Annotated in this window: 14 protein-coding genes and 1 tRNA gene; 12 read left to right on the forward strand and 3 right to left on the reverse strand. The window is 69.3% G+C overall.

Translation table 11 applies throughout. The features are described 5' to 3' along the window. Positions 1-87 precede the first annotated feature (87 nt). The 9 genes from dnaA (at position 88) to CG719_RS22870 (ending at position 12,947) form a co-directional block, all read left to right on the forward strand. On the forward strand, positions 88-2,064 hold the full coding sequence (gene dnaA / locus CG719_RS22825; RefSeq protein WP_100570532.1) for a chromosomal replication initiator protein DnaA: 1,977 nt from the start codon (positions 88-90) through the stop codon (positions 2,062-2,064). A gap of 914 nt (positions 2,065-2,978) precedes the next feature. Continuing rightward, positions 2,979-4,109 carry a DNA polymerase III subunit beta gene (gene dnaN / locus CG719_RS22835; protein WP_100570533.1) on the forward strand — a complete coding sequence of 377 codons (1,131 nt, stop codon included), beginning with the start codon at positions 2,979-2,981 and terminating at the stop codon, positions 4,107-4,109. Positions 4,110-4,271: 162 nt separating this feature from the next. After that, a complete protein-coding gene (gene gnd / locus CG719_RS22840; protein WP_100570534.1) occupies positions 4,272-5,147 on the forward strand; it encodes a phosphogluconate dehydrogenase (NAD(+)-dependent, decarboxylating) in 876 nt (291 codons plus the stop codon). 54 nt (positions 5,148-5,201) lie between these two features. Beyond that, a complete protein-coding gene (gene recF, locus CG719_RS22845) occupies positions 5,202-6,323 on the forward strand; it encodes a DNA replication/repair protein RecF (RefSeq protein ID WP_100570535.1) in 1,122 nt (373 codons plus the stop codon). Beyond that, positions 6,320-6,856 (forward strand): DUF721 domain-containing protein, encoded by a 537-nt coding sequence (locus CG719_RS22850; protein WP_100570536.1) that lies wholly within the window; start codon positions 6,320-6,322, stop codon positions 6,854-6,856. The genes recF and CG719_RS22850 overlap by 4 nt, the downstream gene beginning before the upstream one ends. A 389-nt stretch (positions 6,857-7,245) precedes the next feature. Next, entirely contained in the window at positions 7,246-9,327 is a 2,082-nt protein-coding gene (gene gyrB / locus CG719_RS22855) for a DNA topoisomerase (ATP-hydrolyzing) subunit B (RefSeq protein ID WP_100570537.1), read from the forward strand. 42 nt (positions 9,328-9,369) lie between these two features. Beyond that, on the forward strand, positions 9,370-11,964 hold the full coding sequence (gyrA, locus tag CG719_RS22860) for a DNA gyrase subunit A (protein ID WP_100570538.1): 2,595 nt from the start codon (positions 9,370-9,372) through the stop codon (positions 11,962-11,964). 18 nt (positions 11,965-11,982) lie between these two features. Continuing rightward, positions 11,983-12,726, forward strand: a complete 744-nt coding sequence (locus tag CG719_RS22865) for a DUF3566 domain-containing protein (RefSeq protein ID WP_100570539.1) — start codon at positions 11,983-11,985, stop codon at positions 12,724-12,726. A 144-nt stretch (positions 12,727-12,870) separates the two neighbouring features. Beyond that, positions 12,871-12,947 (forward strand) — tRNA-Ile (locus CG719_RS22870). A gap of 55 nt (positions 12,948-13,002) precedes the next feature. On the opposite strand, the gene CG719_RS22875 is transcribed toward CG719_RS22870, so the two are convergent. Beyond that, positions 13,003-13,509: a tyrosine-type recombinase/integrase gene (locus CG719_RS22875; RefSeq protein WP_234375711.1), complete on the reverse strand. Its 507-nt coding sequence runs from the start codon at positions 13,507-13,509 to the stop codon at positions 13,003-13,005. 104 nt (positions 13,510-13,613) lie between these two features. Further along, a complete protein-coding gene (locus CG719_RS22880; protein ID WP_234375712.1) occupies positions 13,614-14,045 on the reverse strand; it encodes a DUF7144 family membrane protein in 432 nt (143 codons plus the stop codon). A gap of 355 nt (positions 14,046-14,400) precedes the next feature. On the opposite strand from CG719_RS22880, the gene CG719_RS22885 reads away from it, so the two are divergent. Further along, positions 14,401-14,631 carry a hypothetical protein gene (locus CG719_RS22885; RefSeq protein ID WP_100570540.1) on the forward strand — a complete coding sequence of 77 codons (231 nt, stop codon included), beginning with the start codon at positions 14,401-14,403 and terminating at the stop codon, positions 14,629-14,631. Between the two features lie 139 nt (positions 14,632-14,770). Here the strand turns inward: CG719_RS22885 and CG719_RS22890 are convergent, their stop codons facing one another. Continuing rightward, the gene (locus CG719_RS22890; RefSeq protein ID WP_100570541.1) at positions 14,771-15,127 is read right to left on the reverse strand and encodes a DUF6344 domain-containing protein; all 357 of its coding nucleotides are present in this window, start codon (positions 15,125-15,127) and stop codon (positions 14,771-14,773) included. Positions 15,128-15,465: 338 nt separating this feature from the next. Here CG719_RS22890 and CG719_RS36630 point away from each other — a divergent pair, with 338 nt between their 5' ends. Both CG719_RS36630 and CG719_RS22900 read left to right on the forward strand, forming a co-directional pair. Next, a complete protein-coding gene (locus tag CG719_RS36630) occupies positions 15,466-15,594 on the forward strand; it encodes a DLW-39 family protein (RefSeq protein ID WP_003999697.1) in 129 nt (42 codons plus the stop codon). A 234-nt stretch (positions 15,595-15,828) separates the two neighbouring features. Further along, positions 15,829-17,175 carry a hypothetical protein gene (locus tag CG719_RS22900; RefSeq protein WP_100570543.1) on the forward strand — a complete coding sequence of 449 codons (1,347 nt, stop codon included), beginning with the start codon at positions 15,829-15,831 and terminating at the stop codon, positions 17,173-17,175. The last annotated feature ends 57 nt before the right edge of the window (positions 17,176-17,232 follow it).

The raw sequence follows: 17,232 nt of genomic DNA on the forward strand, positions 1-17,232 counted from the left end.
TCGTTCCCATGTCCCCCGCCCCACCCGTTTTAGATACCGACCCGTCCCGCACCACACGTTCGTGGGACCTGTGAGAGAGCGTGCCCTGTGGCTGACGTACCTGCCGATCTTGCCGCAGTGTGGCCACGGGTTCTTGACCAGCTTCTCGGCGAGGGACACGTACACGGCGTCGAGGCGAAGGACGAACACTGGATCCGGCGCTGCCAGCCGCTCGCGCTGGTCGCGGACACCGCGCTGCTCGCGGTGCCGAACGAATTCGCCAAGGGCGTACTCGAAGGGCGCCTCGCCCCGGCCGTCAGCGAGTCGCTGAGCCGCGAGTGCGGCCGCCCGATCCGCATCGCGATCACCGTCGACAGCTCTGTGGGCGAGTCCCAGGCCCCCGCGCCCGCCCCGGCGCCGCGCTACGAGGACCAGGAGCTGCCCACGGGCCAGGGCGGCGGCTACGAGGGCTACGGCAGGCGCCGGGCGGACGCCCACCGTCCCGCCCGCCCCGACCAGTACCCGGGCGGCCAGGGCGACCAGATGCCGCCCCATCGCACGGGCGCCCAGCCGGCGGACGGCGGCGACCACCTCCCGACCGCCCGTCCCGCCTACCCCTCGGAGTACGCCGAGTACCAGCGTCCCGAGCCCGGCGCCTGGCCCCGCCACCACCAGGACGACTACGGGTGGCAGCAGCAGCGGCTCGGCTTCCCGGAGCGGGACCCCTACGCCTCGCCGTCCCAGGACGCCTACGGCCCGCAGGAGACCGGATACGGCCACCAGGACGCGTACGGGCCGGCCAAGGACTCCTACGCGCAGGACTACCGCTCCCCCTCGATGGAGCGCCCGCCGTACGACCAGCCGCGCTCCGACTACGACCCGTCCCGCGGCGATTACGAGGCCCGTGACGCCCGTGACTACGACCAGCGCGACACCGGCCACCGCGAGCAGCCGGAGCCGGCCGGCCCCGGTCATGCGCGCCGCGGCGGCCCCCACGGCGCCCCCGGCCCGCTGGCCGCGCAGCCCGCACCGGCGGCCGGACCCGTCGAGCCGACCGCGCGCCTGAACCCCAAGTACCTCTTCGACACGTTCGTCATCGGCGCGTCCAACCGCTTCGCGCACGCGGCCGCGGTCGCCGTCGCCGAGGCACCCGCCAAGGCGTACAACCCCCTGTTCATCTATGGGGAGTCCGGGCTCGGCAAGACGCACCTGCTGCACGCGATCGGCCACTACGCGCGCAGCCTGTACCCGGGCACGCGCGTGCGCTACGTGAGCTCCGAGGAGTTCACCAACGAGTTCATCAACTCCATCCGCGACGGCAAGGGCGACAGCTTCCGCAAGCGGTACCGCGAGATGGACATCCTGCTCGTCGACGACATCCAGTTCCTCGCGGACAAGGAGTCGACGCAGGAGGAGTTCTTCCACACCTTCAACACCCTCCACAACGCCAACAAGCAGATCGTGCTCTCCAGCGACCGGCCGCCCAAGCAGCTCGTGACGCTGGAGGACCGGCTGCGCAACCGGTTCGAGTGGGGGCTGATCACCGACGTCCAGCCGCCCGAGCTGGAGACGCGTATCGCGATCCTGCGCAAGAAGGCGGTGCAGGAGCAGCTGAACGCCCCGCCCGAGGTGCTGGAGTTCATCGCCTCGCGGATCTCGCGCAACATCCGCGAGCTGGAGGGCGCGCTGATCCGGGTGACGGCGTTCGCCTCGCTCAACCGGCAGCCGGTGGACCTGGGCCTGACGGAAATCGTCCTGAAGGACCTCATCCCCGGCGGCGAGGACTCGACCCCCGAGATCACCGCGCCGGCCATCATGGCGTCGACCGCGGACTACTTCGGCCTCACGGTCGAGGACCTGTGCGGCACCTCGCGCGGCCGCCAGCTGGTCACGGCCCGCCAGATCGCCATGTACCTGTGCCGGGAGCTGACCGACCTGTCGCTGCCGAAGATCGGCGCGCAGTTCGGCGGCCGCGACCACACCACCGTGATGCACGCGGACCGCAAGATCCGCGCGCTGATGGCCGAGCGGCGCTCCATCTACAACCAGGTCACGGAGCTGACCAACCGCATCAAGAACGGCTGAGAACACCCACAGCGGCGCTCAGGGCGCCTCCGGGAGCGGATCCCGGAGGCGCCCTGAGTCGTTGCGGCGTCCAGCCGTCCGGCGCTGAGCCGTTGCGCCGCCCGTCCCTGAGCCGTCGCGGCGTACTGCCCCGAGCCGTCGGGCGTCCACCGCTGTTCGAATCCGCGGCGGGTTACGGCCGTCCTCCACAGATTCGCCGACTTTTTTCCGTCCACATCCTGGGGACCGGGAAGTTGTCCAGATCGCTTCCACAGGCTGTGCGATCGGCACATCATCCCCCCAGCTCAGAGGCCTGTGGAATGGTGGACGAACGATCTCCACAGACTGTGGATGAAGCGGATGTCCACAGGTGGCGGCCAGAGTTGTCCACCGGCAACCCACAGGCTGGGGGCCGTTGTCCCCAAGGATCGGCTGCTTCTCCACACCCCTGTCCACTGTTCGGCAACGCGACGCCCCTGGTCACCGCGTCGAGTGAAAGCCGTCACACCGAGCCACACGGTTGGCATGTGGGAAACCTGGGTAAAGCTGGGGACGCAGCTGGGGAGAACTGCCCTCAGCCTGTGGGCGGGGTGTGCAGAACTTCCCGTTCTCCACAGAGACGGTGAGTTGTCCACCGGTCCCACCCACAGGGCCCGTGGACAAAATTCCCGTGCTGAGCTGGGCAAACGTGGTTATCCACGGTATCCACAGGCCCTACTACTACTGCTGACCAGAGAGAGAGCGGAATCCGTTTCGAAGCGGGGCCTGTGCACAACTCGAGCTCTCGAGCCCGACCGCGCCTCGCAGCGACTTGACCCCGACGGGCGCCTACTGTCAGTGCTGTGCGTCAGACTGGTCCCCGGTGTCCTTCCCGTCCCAGTGGGCGGTGACACCGAGTCGGAGGACTCAGTAGCAACAGCAGGAGGCGGCTTACGGTGAAGATCCGGGTGGAACGCGACGTACTCGCGGAGGCAGTGGCGTGGGCGGCACGCAGCCTGCCGGCCCGTCCGCCGGCGCCTGTTCTCGCCGGCCTGCTGCTCAAGGCGGAGGACGGCCAGCTGAGCCTGTCCAGCTTCGACTACGAGGTCTCGGCGCGTGTGTCCGTGGAGGCCGAGGTCGAGGAGGAGGGCACGGTTCTCGTCTCCGGCCGCCTGCTCGCCGACATCTCGCGCGCCCTGCCCAACCGGCCGGTGGAGATTTCCACAGACGGTGTACGGGCGACGGTGGTCTGCGGCTCCTCGCGCTTCACCCTCCACACCCTGCCTGTGGAGGAGTACCCGGCGCTCCCGCAGATGCCGAACGCGACGGGCACGGTCCCCGGCGAGGTCTTCGCCTCCGCCGTGCAGCAGGTGGCGATCGCGGCCGGCCGCGACGACACGCTGCCCGTGCTGACCGGTGTCCGCATCGAGATCGAGGGCGACACCGTCACGCTGGCCTCCACCGACCGCTACCGCTTCGCGGTCCGCGAGTTCCTGTGGAAGCCGGAGAACCCGGACGCCTCCGCGGTCGCCCTGGTGCCCGCCAAGACCCTGCTGGACACCGCCAAGGCGCTGACCAGCGGCGACAGCGTGATCCTGGCACTGTCCGGCTCGGGTTCCGGTGAGGGCCTGATCGGCTTCGAGGGTGCCGGGCGGCGTACGACCACGCGGCTGCTGGAGGGCGACCTCCCGAAGTACCGCACCCTGTTCCCGACCGAGTTCAACTCCGTGGCCGTCATCGAGACCGCCCCCTTCGTGGAGGCCGTCAAGCGCGTGGCGCTGGTCGCCGAGCGCAACACCCCGGTGCGCCTGAGCTTCGAGCAGGGCGTGCTGATCCTGGAGGCCGGCTCCAGCGACGACGCACAGGCTGTGGAGAGGGTCGACGCGCAGCTGGAGGGCGACGACATCTCGATCGCCTTCAACCCGACGTTCCTGCTGGACGGCCTCAGCGCGATCGACTCCCCGGTGGCGCAGCTGTCCTTCACGACGTCCACCAAGCCGGCGCTGCTCAGCGGCAAGCCCGCGGTGGACGCCGAGGCGGACGAGGCCTACAAGTACCTGATCATGCCGGTGCGCCTGAGCGGCTGAGCGGGCTGCCTGCCGGGCGCGTTCCCGCAGGTGGCGGCCTCAGGTCCGGGCATACGAATGAGCGGGTATGCCCACGGATGTGCGCGAGCGTCCGGGTCTAGGCTCGGACGCAGGTACGAAAGTGCCGCAACGCCACGTCGTGAAACCTAAGGAACGCAACTGATGGAGCTCGGTCTCGTCGGCCTCGGCAAGATGGGCGGCAACATGCGCGAGCGGATCCGCCGCGCCGGCCACACCGTCATCGGATACGACCGCAACCCGGACCTCGCCGATGTCCACAGCCTGGAAGAGCTTGTGGGCAAGCTGCACGGCCCGCGCGTGGTCTGGGTGATGGTCCCGGCCGGCGAGCCCACCCAGGGCACGATCGACGCCCTCGCCGAGCTGCTGGAGCCCGGCGACGTGGTCGTGGACGGCGGGAACTCCCGCTGGACGGACGACGAGAGGCACGCCGAGGAACTGGCCGCCAAGGGCATCGGCTTCGTCGACTGCGGCGTCTCCGGCGGTGTGTGGGGCCTGGAGAACGGCTATGCGCTGATGTACGGCGGCGACGCGGAGAACGTCGCCAAGGTGCAGCCGGTCTTCGACGCGCTCAAGCCGGAGGGCGACCTCGGCGCCGTGCACGCCGGCAAGGTCGGGGCGGGCCACTTCGCCAAGATGGTCCACAACGGCATCGAGTACGCGATGATGCAGGCCTACGCCGAGGGCTGGGAGCTGCTGGAGAAGGTCGACTCCGTGGAGAACGTCCGCGAGGTCTTCCGCTCCTGGCAGGAGGGCACCGTCATCCGCTCCTGGCTGCTTGACCTGGCGGTGAACGCCCTCGCCGAGGACGAGCACCTGGAGCAGCTGAGGGGCTACGCGCAGGACTCCGGCGAGGGCCGGTGGACCGTGGAGGCGGCCATCGACAACGCCGTGCCGCTGCCCGCGATAACGGCCTCGCTGTTCGCGCGGTTCTCCTCGCGTCAGGACGACTCGCCGCAGATGAAGATGATCGCCGCGCTGCGCAACCAGTTCGGCGGTCACGCCGTGGAGAAGAAGTAGTTTCACCGGACCGTCTCGGCGGTCCGCAACGCCGGGGGAGGTCGGTGAACGACCATGCACGTCACGCATCTGTCGCTGGCCGACTTCCGCTCGTACGTCCGGGCCGAGGTGCCGCTCGACCGGGGTGTCACGGCGTTCGTCGGCCCGAACGGCCAGGGCAAGACGAATCTCGTCGAGGCGATCGGCTATCTGGCCACGCTCGGCAGCCACCGGGTCACCTCCGACGCTCCGCTGGTCCGCATGGGCGCCGAGCGTGCGGTGGTCCGGGCGCAGGTGCGGCAGGGCGAGCGGCAGCAGCTGGTCGAGCTGGAGCTGAACCCCGGGCGGGCCAATCGCGCCCGTATCAACCGCTCCTCGCAGGTCAGGCCGCGGGATGTGCTGGGCATCGTGCGGACCGTGCTGTTCGCGCCCGAGGATCTGGCCCTGGTCAAGGGCGATCCCGGGGAGCGGCGGCGGTTCCTCGACGAGCTGGTGACGGCGCGTTCCCCGCGCATGGCGGGGGTGCGCTCGGACTACGACCGGGTGCTCAAGCAGCGCAACACGCTGCTGAAGTCGGCCGCGCTGGCGCGCCGGCACGGCGGTCGTTCCATGGACCTGTCCACGCTGGACGTGTGGGACCAGCATCTGGCGCGGGCGGGCGCCGAGCTGCTCGCGCAGCGTCTTGACCTGGTCGCCGCGCTGGAGCCGCTGGCGGACAAGGCGTACGAGCAGCTGGCGCCCGGCGGTGGTCCGGTGGTGCTGGAGTACAAGCCGTCGGCGCCGGGCGAGGCACACACGCGTGAGGATCTCTACGCGCAGCTGATGGCCGCGCTCGCGGAGGTCCGCAAGCAGGAGATCGAGCGGGGCGTGACGCTCGTGGGGCCGCACCGGGACGACGTGGTGCTCAGGCTCGGCCAGCTGCCGGCGAAGGGGTACGCCTCGCACGGCGAGTCCTGGTCGTTCGCCCTGGCGCTGCGCCTGGCGTCGTACGACCTGCTGCGCGCGGAGGGCAATGAGCCGGTGCTGATCCTCGACGACGTCTTCGCGGAACTGGACAGCCGTCGCCGTGAGCGGCTGGCGGAGCTGGTGGCGCCCGGTGAGCAGGTGCTGGTGACCGCCGCGGTCGACGACGACGTACCGCACGTGCTGACGGGTACGCGGTTCACCGTGTCGGACGGGACGGTGGAGCGCGTATGAGCGGCGAGCGGGACGCGGGCCGGGGAAAGGCGCCCGAGCCGTCGGGCGTGGACCTCGCGCGCGTGGCGCTGCGTGCGGCGAAGGAGGCGGCACGCGCGCGTGGGGACGCGGCGCAGCAGCGGAAGCAGGCGCGGCGTGGTGGTCTGCGTTCCGGGGCGCGGGCGGACGGCCGTGATCCGATGGCTCTCGGCGCGGCGATCAACCGGCTCATCACCGAGCGCGGCTGGGAGGCTCCTGCCGCGGTGGGCGGTGTGATGGGGCGCTGGCCGCAGATCGTCGGGGCGGACGTGGCCAAGCACTGTGTGCCGGATCGCTACGACGAGGACGAGCGGGTGCTGTCCGTGCGCTGCGATTCGACGGCGTGGGCGACGAATCTGCGGCTGCTGGCTCCGACGCTGGTGGCCCGGCTCAACGAGGACCTGGGGCACGGCGCGGTGCGCACGATCAAGGTGTTCGGGCCGGGCAGCGGTGGTCGCCGGTACGGTCCGCTGCGGGTTCCGGGCAGTACGGGACCCGGCGACACCTATGGGTGACAGACGTCACACAGCGGGGCCCTGACGGCCCTTTCGGGGTGCGTGACGGCGGTCCTCCGCGCATCCGCACGCTCTTGCGAATCCCTACGTGACCCGGGAGTAGCGAAGTGTTGACGCCCGGAAGCGCTGAGTGCCGCTGTGAGCCTCTCGGAGCCCCCTTGTGCATATCGGGACCCGGCCAAGACCGGTTGAGGGCGCCACATGCGTACTCAGGTACCGGCAAACCCCCATCACTGTCGGCGCTACCGGTAGACTGGAAGGAGATCCCGCCCCAATCGTGGGGACCGTCCGGGAAAAGCTGAGCAACGCTGATCAAGGCTTACCAACGCAACATGCCGCAGCCGCTCCGGCAACCCTCCCCGGAGGGGGCACCCCCAGGAGCCCGGCTCGTGCTGTGCCAGAAAGGGCGCTTCGTGGCCGATTCCGGCAACCCCAACGAGAACATCCCGTCCACCGACGCCGGCGTGAACGGGGCCGCATCCTCGAACGGCGAGGTCACGGCCTCCTACGACGCCAGCGCGATCACCGTCCTCGAGGGTCTGGACGCGGTCCGCAAGCGACCCGGCATGTACATCGGTTCCACCGGTGAGCGCGGCCTGCACCACCTCGTGTACGAGGTGGTCGACAACTCCGTCGACGAGGCGCTGGCCGGGCACGCGGACACCATCGACGTGACGATCCTGGCCGACGGCGGCGTGCGCGTGGTCGACAACGGCCGCGGCATCCCGGTGGGCATCGTCCCCTCCGAGAACAAGCCGGCCCTGGAGGTCGTGCTGACCGTCCTGCACGCGGGCGGTAAGTTCGGGGGCGGCGGTTACGCGGTCTCCGGCGGTCTGCACGGTGTCGGCGTCTCCGTCGTGAACGCCCTGTCGGCCAAGGTCTCGGTCGAGGTCAGGACCGACGGCCACCGCTGGACGCAGGACTACAAGATGGGCGTCCCGACCGCTCCGCTGGCCAAGCACGAGGCCATCGAGCGGACCGGCACGTCCGTCACGTTCTGGGCCGACCCGGAGATCTTCGAGACCACCGACTACTCCTTCGAGACGCTGTCGCGGCGTTTCCAGGAGATGGCGTTCCTCAACAAGGGCCTGACGATCAAGCTCACCGACGAGCGTGAGTCGGCGAAGGCCACGTCGGGGGCGGACGAGGCGGGTGCGGACGAGAAGGACGAGGTCAAGGCGGTCGTCTACCGCTACGACGGCGGCATCGTCGACTTCGTGAAGTACCTCAACTCCCGCAAGGGCGAAGTGGTGCACCCCACCGTCATCGACCTGGAGGCCGAGGACAAGGACAAGAGCCTGTCCCTCGAGGTCGCCATGCAGTGGAACGGCGGCTACAGCGAGGGCGTGTACTCCTTCGCGAACATCATCCACACCCACGAGGGCGGTACGCACGAGGAGGGCTTCCGCGCGGCCCTCACGAGCCTGATCAACAAGTACGCGCGCGACAAGAAGCTGCTGCGCGACAAGGACGACAACCTCACGGGCGACGACATCCGCGAGGGTCTGACGGCGATCATCTCGGTCAAGCTGAGCGAGCCGCAGTTCGAGGGCCAGACCAAGACCAAGCTGGGCAACACGGAGGCGAAGACCTTCGTCCAGAAGGCCGTCTACGAGCACCTCAACGACTGGCTGGACCGCAACCCGGTCGAGGCGGCGGACATCATCCGCAAGGGCATCCAGGCGGCCACCGCGCGCGTGGCGGCCCGCAAGGCCCGCGACCTCACCCGCCGCAAGGGCCTGCTGGAGTCGGCCTCGCTGCCGGGCAAGCTCTCCGACTGCCAGTCGAACGACCCGACCAAGTGCGAGATCTTCATCGTCGAGGGCGACTCCGCCGGCGGCTCGGCCAAGTCCGGCCGCAACCCGGAGTACCAGGCGATCCTCCCGATCCGCGGCAAGATCCTCAACGTCGAGAAGGCGCGGATCGACAAGATCCTGCAGAACCAGGAGATCCAGGCGCTGATCTCCGCGTTCGGCACGGGTGTGCACGAGGACTTCGACATCGAGAAGCTCCGCTATCACAAGATCATCCTGATGGCGGACGCCGACGTCGACGGCCAGCACATCAACACCCTGCTGCTGACCTTCCTGTTCCGCTTCATGCGGCCGCTGGTCGAGGCCGGGCACGTGTTCCTGTCGCGTCCCCCGCTGTACAAGATCAAGTGGGGCCGGGAGGACGTCGAGTACGCGTACTCCGACCGCGAGCGCGACGCGCTCCTCGAGATGGGCCGCCAGCGCGGCAAGCGGGTCCGTGAGGACTCGATCCAGCGCTTCAAGGGTCTCGGCGAGATGAACGCCGAGGAGCTGCGTGTGACCACCATGGACCAGGAGCACCGTGTGCTCGGCCAGGTCACCCTCGACGACGCCGCCCAGGCCGACGACCTGTTCTCGGTCCTGATGGGCGAGGACGTCGAGGCCCGCCGCCAGTTCATCCAGCGCAACGCCAAGGACGTCCGCTTCCTCGACATCTGAGTCGGTCTCAGCTGACCGCACCAGGAAGGATCCTCACCAGCAATGGCCGACGAGAACACTCCAGTCACCCCTGAAGAGGGCGGCGAACTCGCCATGCGCGTCGAGCCCGTCGGGCTCGAGACGGAGATGCAGCGTTCGTACCTCGACTACGCGATGTCCGTCATCGTCTCGCGTGCGCTGCCGGACGTCAGGGACGGTCTCAAGCCCGTCCACCGCCGCGTGCTGTACGCGATGTACGACGGCGGCTACCGCCCCGACCGCGGCTTCTACAAGTGCGCCCGCGTCGTCGGCGACGTCATGGGCAACTATCACCCGCACGGCGACTCCTCGATCTACGACGCGCTGGTCCGCCTCGCGCAGCCGTGGGCGATGCGGATGCCGCTGGTGGACTCCAACGGCAACTTCGGTTCGCCGGGCAACGACCCGGCGGCGGCCATGCGCTACACCGAGTGCAAGATGGCGCCGCTGTCGATGGAGATGGTCCGCGACATCGACGAGGGGACCGTCGACTTCACGGACAACTACGACGGCCGCTCCCAGGAGCCGACCGTCCTGCCCGCCCGCTTCCCGAACCTGCTGATCAACGGCTCGGCCGGTATCGCGGTGGGCATGGCCACGAACATCCCGTCGCACAACCTGCGCGAGGTCGCCTCCGGTGCCCAGTGGTACCTGGAGAACCCGGAGGCCTCCCACGAGGAGCTCCTCGACGCGCTGATCGAGCGGATCAAGGGCCCGGACTTCCCCACCGGCGCGCTCGTCGTCGGCCGCAAGGGCATCGAGGAGGCGTACCGCACCGGCCGCGGCTCGATCACCATGCGCGCCGTGGTTGAGGTCGAGGAGATCCAGAACCGCCAGTGCCTGGTGGTCACGGAGCTGCCGTACCAGGTCAACCCGGACAACCTCGCGCAGAAGATCGCCGACCTGGTGAAGGACGGCAAGATCGGCGGTATCGCGGACGTCCGCGACGAGACCAGCTCGCGCACCGGTCAGCGCCTGGTGATCGTCCTCAAGCGGGACGCGGTCGCCAAGGTCGTCCTGAACAACCTCTACAAGCACACCGACCTGCAGACGAACTTCGGCGCCAACATGCTGGCGCTGGTCGACGGCGTGCCGCGCACGCTGTCGCTGGACGCGTTCATCCGTCACTGGGTGACGCACCAGGTCGAGGTCGTCGTCCGCCGTACGCGGTTCCGGCTGCGCAAGGCGGAGGAGCGGGCGCACATCCTGCGCGGTCTGCTGAAGGCCCTGGACGCCATCGACGAGGTCATCGCGCTCATCCGGCGCAGTGCGACCGTCGAGGTCGCGCGTGAGGGCCTGATGAGCCTGCTGGAGATCGACGAGATCCAGGCCAACGCCATCCTGGAGATGCAGCTGAGGCGACTGGCCGCCCTGGAGCGGCAGAAGATCGTCCAGGAGCACGACGAGCTCCAGACCAAGATCAACGAGTACAACCAGATCCTCGCCTCCCCGGTCCGCCAGCGCGGGATCGTCAGCGAGGAGCTGGCGGCGATCGTCGAGAAGTTCGGCGACGACCGCAAGACGAAGCTGATCCCCTACGAGGGCGACATGTCCATCGAGGACCTGATCGCCGAAGAGGACATCGTCGTCACGGTCAGCCGCGGCGGCTACATCAAGCGGACCAAGACCGACGACTACCGCGCCCAGAAGCGCGGCGGCAAGGGCGTGCGCGGCACGAAGCTGAAGGAAGACGACATCGTCGACCACTTCTTCGTCTCCACCACGCACCACTGGCTGCTGTTCTTCACCAACAAGGGCCGGGTCTACCGGGCGAAGGCCTACGAGCTGCCGGACGCCGGCCGGGACGCGCGCGGTCAGCACGTGGCGAACCTGCTGGCCTTCCAGCCGGACGAGGCGATCGCTCAGATCCTCGCGATCCGCGACTACGAAGCGGCGCCGTACCTGGTGCTCGGCACCAAGGCGGGCCTGGTCAAGAAGACGCCTCTGAAGGATTACGATTCTCCTCGCTCCGGTGGTGTCATCGCGATCAACCTGCGTGAGCAGGAGGGCGGTTCCGATGACGAACTGATCGGGGCCGAGCTGGTCTCCGCCGATGATGATCTGCTTCTGATCAGCAAGAAGGCGCAATCGATCAGGTTCACCGCCTCGGACGACACTCTGCGTCCGATGGGCCGTGCCACCTCGGGTGTCAAGGGCATGAGTTTCCGCGGTGGCGACGAACTGCTCTCGATGAATGTTGTTCGACCCGGTACGTTCGTGTTCACTGCCACCGATGGCGGGTACGCCAAGCGGACCCGTGTCGACGAGTACCGCGTCCAGGGTCGTGGCGGCCTCGGCATCAAGGCCGCCAAGATCGTGGAGGACCGCGGTTCGCTCGTGGGAGCGCTGGTTGTCGAGGAGACCGACGAGATCCTCGCCATCACGCTCTCGGGCGGTGTGATTCGTACGCGAGTCAACGAGGTCAGGGAGACGGGCCGTGACACCATGGGCGTCCAACTGATCAATCTGGGGAAGCGCGATGCCGTCGTCGGTATCGCACGTAACGCCGAGGCGGGGCGCGAGGCGGAGGAAGTCGACGGCGACGTGGCCGTGGACGAGACCGCCGAGGGGGCCGCGACCAGCGGCACGGACGAGGGCGAGGTGTCCTCGGCCGAGTAGCTCGAGGAGAGAGTCATCGTGAGCGGAGCCACGGGCGCCGGATCGGCCGGTACCTCCACTGGTACGGGAGCGGACGGCGGCGGCCGTGGCTCCGCCGCGCCTGCGACGGACACGCATACGACCAATCTGCAAGCGATCAAGTCGCCCGCGGCCGATGCGCACACGCCCCACACTCACGGATCCCAGGGGGGAACGGTGACGGACACCCGAGGTCCGCAGGCCCAGCAGGCGAACGCCGCGGCCGGTCAGCAGGCGGCGGGCTCTCCGCTGCCGGGTGACCGGCAGTCCCAGCAGCCCGCCGGGCCGTACCACCCGCCGCAGGCCTACCCGGCGGCCGAGCCCGCCTCCCAGGCGGTGCGCCGGCCGCGCATGGGCGTGCGTACCGAACCGCGCACCCGCAAGGCCCGGCTGCGCGTGGCCAAGGCCGATCCGTGGTCGGTGATGAAGGTCAGCTTCCTGCTCTCCATCGCCCTGGGCATCTGCACGATCGTGGCGGCCGCCGTGCTGTGGATGGTCATGAACGCGATGGGTGTGTTCTCCACGGTCGGCGGGACGATCTCCGAGGCCACGGGCTCGAACGAGTCCAACGGCTTCGACCTCCAGTCCTTCCTGTCCCTCCCCCACGTGCTGATGTTCACGTCGATCATCGCCGTGATCGACGTGGTGCTGGCGACGGCCCTCGCGACCCTCGGAGCGTTCATGTACAACCTCTCCGCGGGCTTCGCCGGCGGCGTCGAGTTGACGCTGGCCGAGGACGAGTAGTCCGGCCGACGCGCCCTCCACGGCGTCTGCGGCGGTGTCGCGAAACGTCCGCTGACGGTCCCCCGACAACCGATTTTGGGACTGCCCCCCTCGTGCGCTAATCTTCAGGAGTCAGCGCGCGGGACATACCCCGCAGAGCGCGGCGGGGCTATAGCTCAGTTGGTTAGAGCGCATCCCTGATAAGGATGAGGCCACAGGTTCAAATCCTGTTAGCCCCACCAGCGAAAAGACCCCCAGTCGATACCGGCTGGGGGTCTTTGACATCCACGGCTGACATCAGCCGATGAGCGGGTCTTCCAGAAGTTGGGCGACCTTGGGGTGCACCTTCAGGAAGGCGAGCAGCGTGCCGCAGGTGTGCCGGGCGAGCCGGACGGTGATGCGGCGGACGCCGGCGCGCTTCACGAGGCGGTCGAAGGTCCGGGAGAAGCCCACCGGGTCGATCATGCCGCCGCGCTCCGAGGAGAAGATCAGGTCATGGTCCGGTTCCTGAGACCAGTGCTCGCCGGCGATCTTCCGTTCCAGCTCTTGCAGCTCCCGCCGTTCCTCCAGGGCACGGGCGCAGAACTCGGGGAGAGGAAGCACGGCCTGTGAGGACTCGGTCTTGAGGTCCTTCAGGACCAGCCCGACGCCCTTGACGCGCTGCACCTGCTTGACCGGGGTGAAGTGGCGAGCCTCGCAGTCGATGTCTTGCCAGCGCAGGCCCAGGACCTCACTGCGGCGGAGCCCCAGCACGAGGACCAGGACGCAGGCCGCGTAGAGGCGGTGGGTGCGGGACGCCCGCACCAGTCGCGCGCTCCACCTCGACGCCAGGAACCACGCCCGCTCCACGGTGTGTGGGTCGATGGCGGACGGGATGGGAGCTGGGGAGAGTGGTGGGCCGAGGTGTGTCACCAACCGCTGTTGGTTCCGACGTGGAACCTCGTCAGCGCAAAGATGATCAGAAGGTCAAGTGTCATCACGGGGATGGCCCACAGCGGGTAGTACGGAACGAACATGAACTGGGTGATCAGGCTGATCCCTGCCGCCGCCGCACCAGCCCCGCGACCCCAGCTCTTGTTTGTCACGACCCCCATGCCGGCAATGGCGAGTGCCAGTCCGACCACAATGTGAATCCAGCCCCAAGCGGTTAGGTCGAACCGATAGGCGTACTGGGACGCGGCGAACAAGTTGTCCCCTGCGATGCCGGATGCCCCCATGAGAATGCTGAGCGGCCCGCTGAGCATCATCACGGCCCCGGCGAAGAGGGACGCGCCGCTGAGCCTTTCGCTGCTGTCCGACCCCCCGTGCCCTCGCCGTATCTCGTTCGGCATCGCTGCCATGGCTGCCACCTTCCTGTACAGCGCGATCACCGACGCACAGCGCCATGCGACGCCAGCCACGCTCCACTGCCAGGATCACCGCGATCCTTCGGCACCGCGACTGCAACCCGCCATGGGGAGACCGTGGACTCCTACTGCACTGGCCGGTGATCTTCGGCTACTGGCGCCTGACACCAGTGGCTGACACCAACAGGGGCGAACGGCGGCGGTCAAGGCTGAACCTCAGCAGACCAGCGATCCAGGCCGAAGGTCGCTTGACCCAGTACGCCCATCCTGCGTTGTCGACCTGATAGGGATGAGGCCACAGGTTCAAATCCTGTTAGCCCCAGCCGCTGTCCAGTAGTCGGGAGTGCGTATGGACCCGCGCCTGAGGAAAATCGGCGACCGTCTGATGACCTGCGTCGCCCTGGCCTGGTTCGGCCATCAGGCCCTGTACGGGCAGGGGATGCTGCGGCTCCTTTCCGCCCTCATGCTGGTTGTTGGCGTGGTGATCGCTGCGGGCGCCGTCCACGACCACATCCGCCCCCGGCCGAAGCGGCGCCGGTCCCGTGAACGGGACACCGACGGCAGGGAACCCGAGGCGTGAGGAGCCGGGGCGTGGACGCAGGTGAAGCTCCCCGGCCGTGGTGGCCGGGGAGCTTCGCGTTCTGCGGCTGGTGCTGTACGCGAATCGCCGTTACGTCAAGGGTGCGGGTGGTGGCACCGGCCGGGCCGGTGCGGCCCTGTCAGCGCTGGAGGGGGATGGTCGGCCGGGCCGGCGGTTCGTCCGGGAGGCATCGGGGTTCGGCGGCGAGGGAGAAGGCGTCGACCGGCGGGCGGTGACGGCAGCCCGGGGTTCTTCCGTGAGCCTCGGCGCGGATGCGCTGTTTCATCGTCGGGGGCAAGGACGGGGTGGGGGGCTTGGACAAGGACGGCGTCGTCTGTGCCGGCACCGGTGCGGTGCTCTTGGGCGCCGTCTCGGGCTGCGGCGCGGCCGCAGCCGCGGAGGCGGCCGTCGTGGTGATGAGTCCGAGCGCCGTGCAGAGCGCGAGGAAGGCGGTGACGATGGCGGTCCACAACTTCATGACTTTGTGCTGGTCCATGGCCCCTCACTTTCAGGTTGGGCGATTTGCGTACTTTGCTCATCATGTGTATGGGCGCCGCGAAGTGGTGGACCAACGCCCATGGCGCGGCGATCTTCGGATGAACACCACTCGGATGGGCGCATGAGCGATGAAAAGGTGCGAAGGTGGGATGAGCGCACCCAAAAGTAACCGTCCGTGCGGGTGTGATCACCCTCCGGTCGGAGCGGTTTCGTCCCCGCCTACTGCGCTCGCGCGCACGGCAGTTGACAGCCGACGCAGGTCACCGATCGGTATCGGCCGGTGTGTATAGTCGGGCGCCAGAGGTCCCCTACGTCAACGAAAGACGAGGTCGCGCGGTGAAGAAGCTTCTCCTGGTCGCACTGGCCGCCATCGGCGGGCTCCTCGTGTACCGCCAGATCCAGGCGGATCGCGCCGAGCAGGATCTGTGGACGGAGGCGACTGACTCCGTGCCCACGGGTTCGTGAGCACCGACATCCCGAACTGAGCAGGCCCCGACCGCCGTAGCGGTCGGGGTTTTGTGTTGTGGGCCCCGGTCCCGGCGGGCCCGCTCTCGTGTTGCGGGGTCGCGGAGGGTGAGGTAGGTGTCGCTTCCTGAGACCGTTGCCGCGTGTGCGCCCGGGGAATGCGCGGATGGCGTAGCGGCCCCCGGGGAATGATGGGCGACGTCCGGAGGGACGGAACGCGAGGGGTGGCGCGGGATGGTACGGCGTGGGGCGGGACGGCGGGCGGCGGCAGGGCGCTCACGGCGTGATCGGCGCGGCCGGTGTCTCTCGCACCAGCTCGCCGTGCGCCTGGCCGTGGCCGCGGCGGCACTGTGCCTCGCGGCGGCCGGCCCCGGGCCGAGCGCTCTCGCGGCCGGCGGAGCGGACCCGTACGCGTTCACCGACGGCGCCCGGTCCGTCACCGGAGCCACGAGCACCACGGACGCCTTACCCCTCGAACCGGGCCGCACCTACAGGAGTTCCCTGCCGGGCAGCGGCAAGCTGTACTACCGCCTCGACCTGGACGCCACCTCCACCGCCTACGTCTCCGCCACGGCGGTGCCCGGAGCCGGCACCACGGTCGCCGCCACCGACGGCCTCAGGATCTCGGTGCGGGACGCCCGCGGCGCCTCCTGCTCCTCGCAGGCCGCCCGCTTCGGCCCGAGCCGCAGTCCGCATCCCGTTGCCGCGTGGGGCGCGCGCGAGATCTCCTCCGGCCGTCCCCTGTGCCAGGGTGCCGGGTCGTACTACGTCCTCGTCGAACGCGTCGGCGCCAAGGCATCCTCGTCCGACACCTGGCCCCTGGAACTCGCCGTCGTCTCGGAGCCGCCGCTGCAACGCGCCGGGGCCACGAGCGCGCCCGGGTCCTGGAACTCCGCCTCGCCCCAGCCGGTCACCGGCCAGGCGGCCGAACGGGCCGGGGGCGCCGGGTTCGCCGCGGCGAGCACGGTCGGGCAGGGCGTGTGGCGCACCCGTATCCGGCCCGGCCAGACCTTCTTCTACAAGGTCCCGGTCGACTGGGGGCAGCAGTTGAACGCCGGCGTCGAGCTGGGCAGTTCCAGCGGCGGCAGCGGCTATGTGAACGGCGCGCTGACCCTGTCGCTCTACAACCCGGTGCGCGGATTCGTCGAGGAGGCGTACGCCGGTTACAGCGGCCGGCAGACGTCCGCCGCCCTCGCACCCGTGCCGCCGGTCGCCCACGCCAACCGCCACGGCTTCGCCGCCCAGGTCAAGGGGATGCGGTTCGCCGGCCACCACTACCTGGTCGTGCACCTCGCAGCCCAGACCGCCGACTCCTTCGGCGAGGGGCCCTACGGTCTGGTCCTGCGGGTACGGGTGGACGGCACGGCGCAGCCAGGTCCGGACTACGCGGGCCGGTCCGAACCGGGGCAGCTCTTCGAGGTCACCGCCCACGACCGGGCCGCGGCGACCCCGGCCGGGGCGGCGGACGGCTCCGCGGCGCTCCGGGCGCTCGCCGTCGGCGGGATCGGCGCGGGAACGGTCCTGCTGGCCGTCCTCGGGGCGTGGACGGTGCTCGCCCGCCGCAGGGCCGACGCCCTGTAGAGCGGCGGGAGAGGCGCGAGGGGCACGCGATCGCCGGGGCGGCCGCGGATCGGCCAG

The organism is Streptomyces sp. CB01373 (genome assembly GCF_002803075.1).
Classification (GTDB): domain Bacteria; phylum Actinomycetota; class Actinomycetes; order Streptomycetales; family Streptomycetaceae; genus Streptomyces.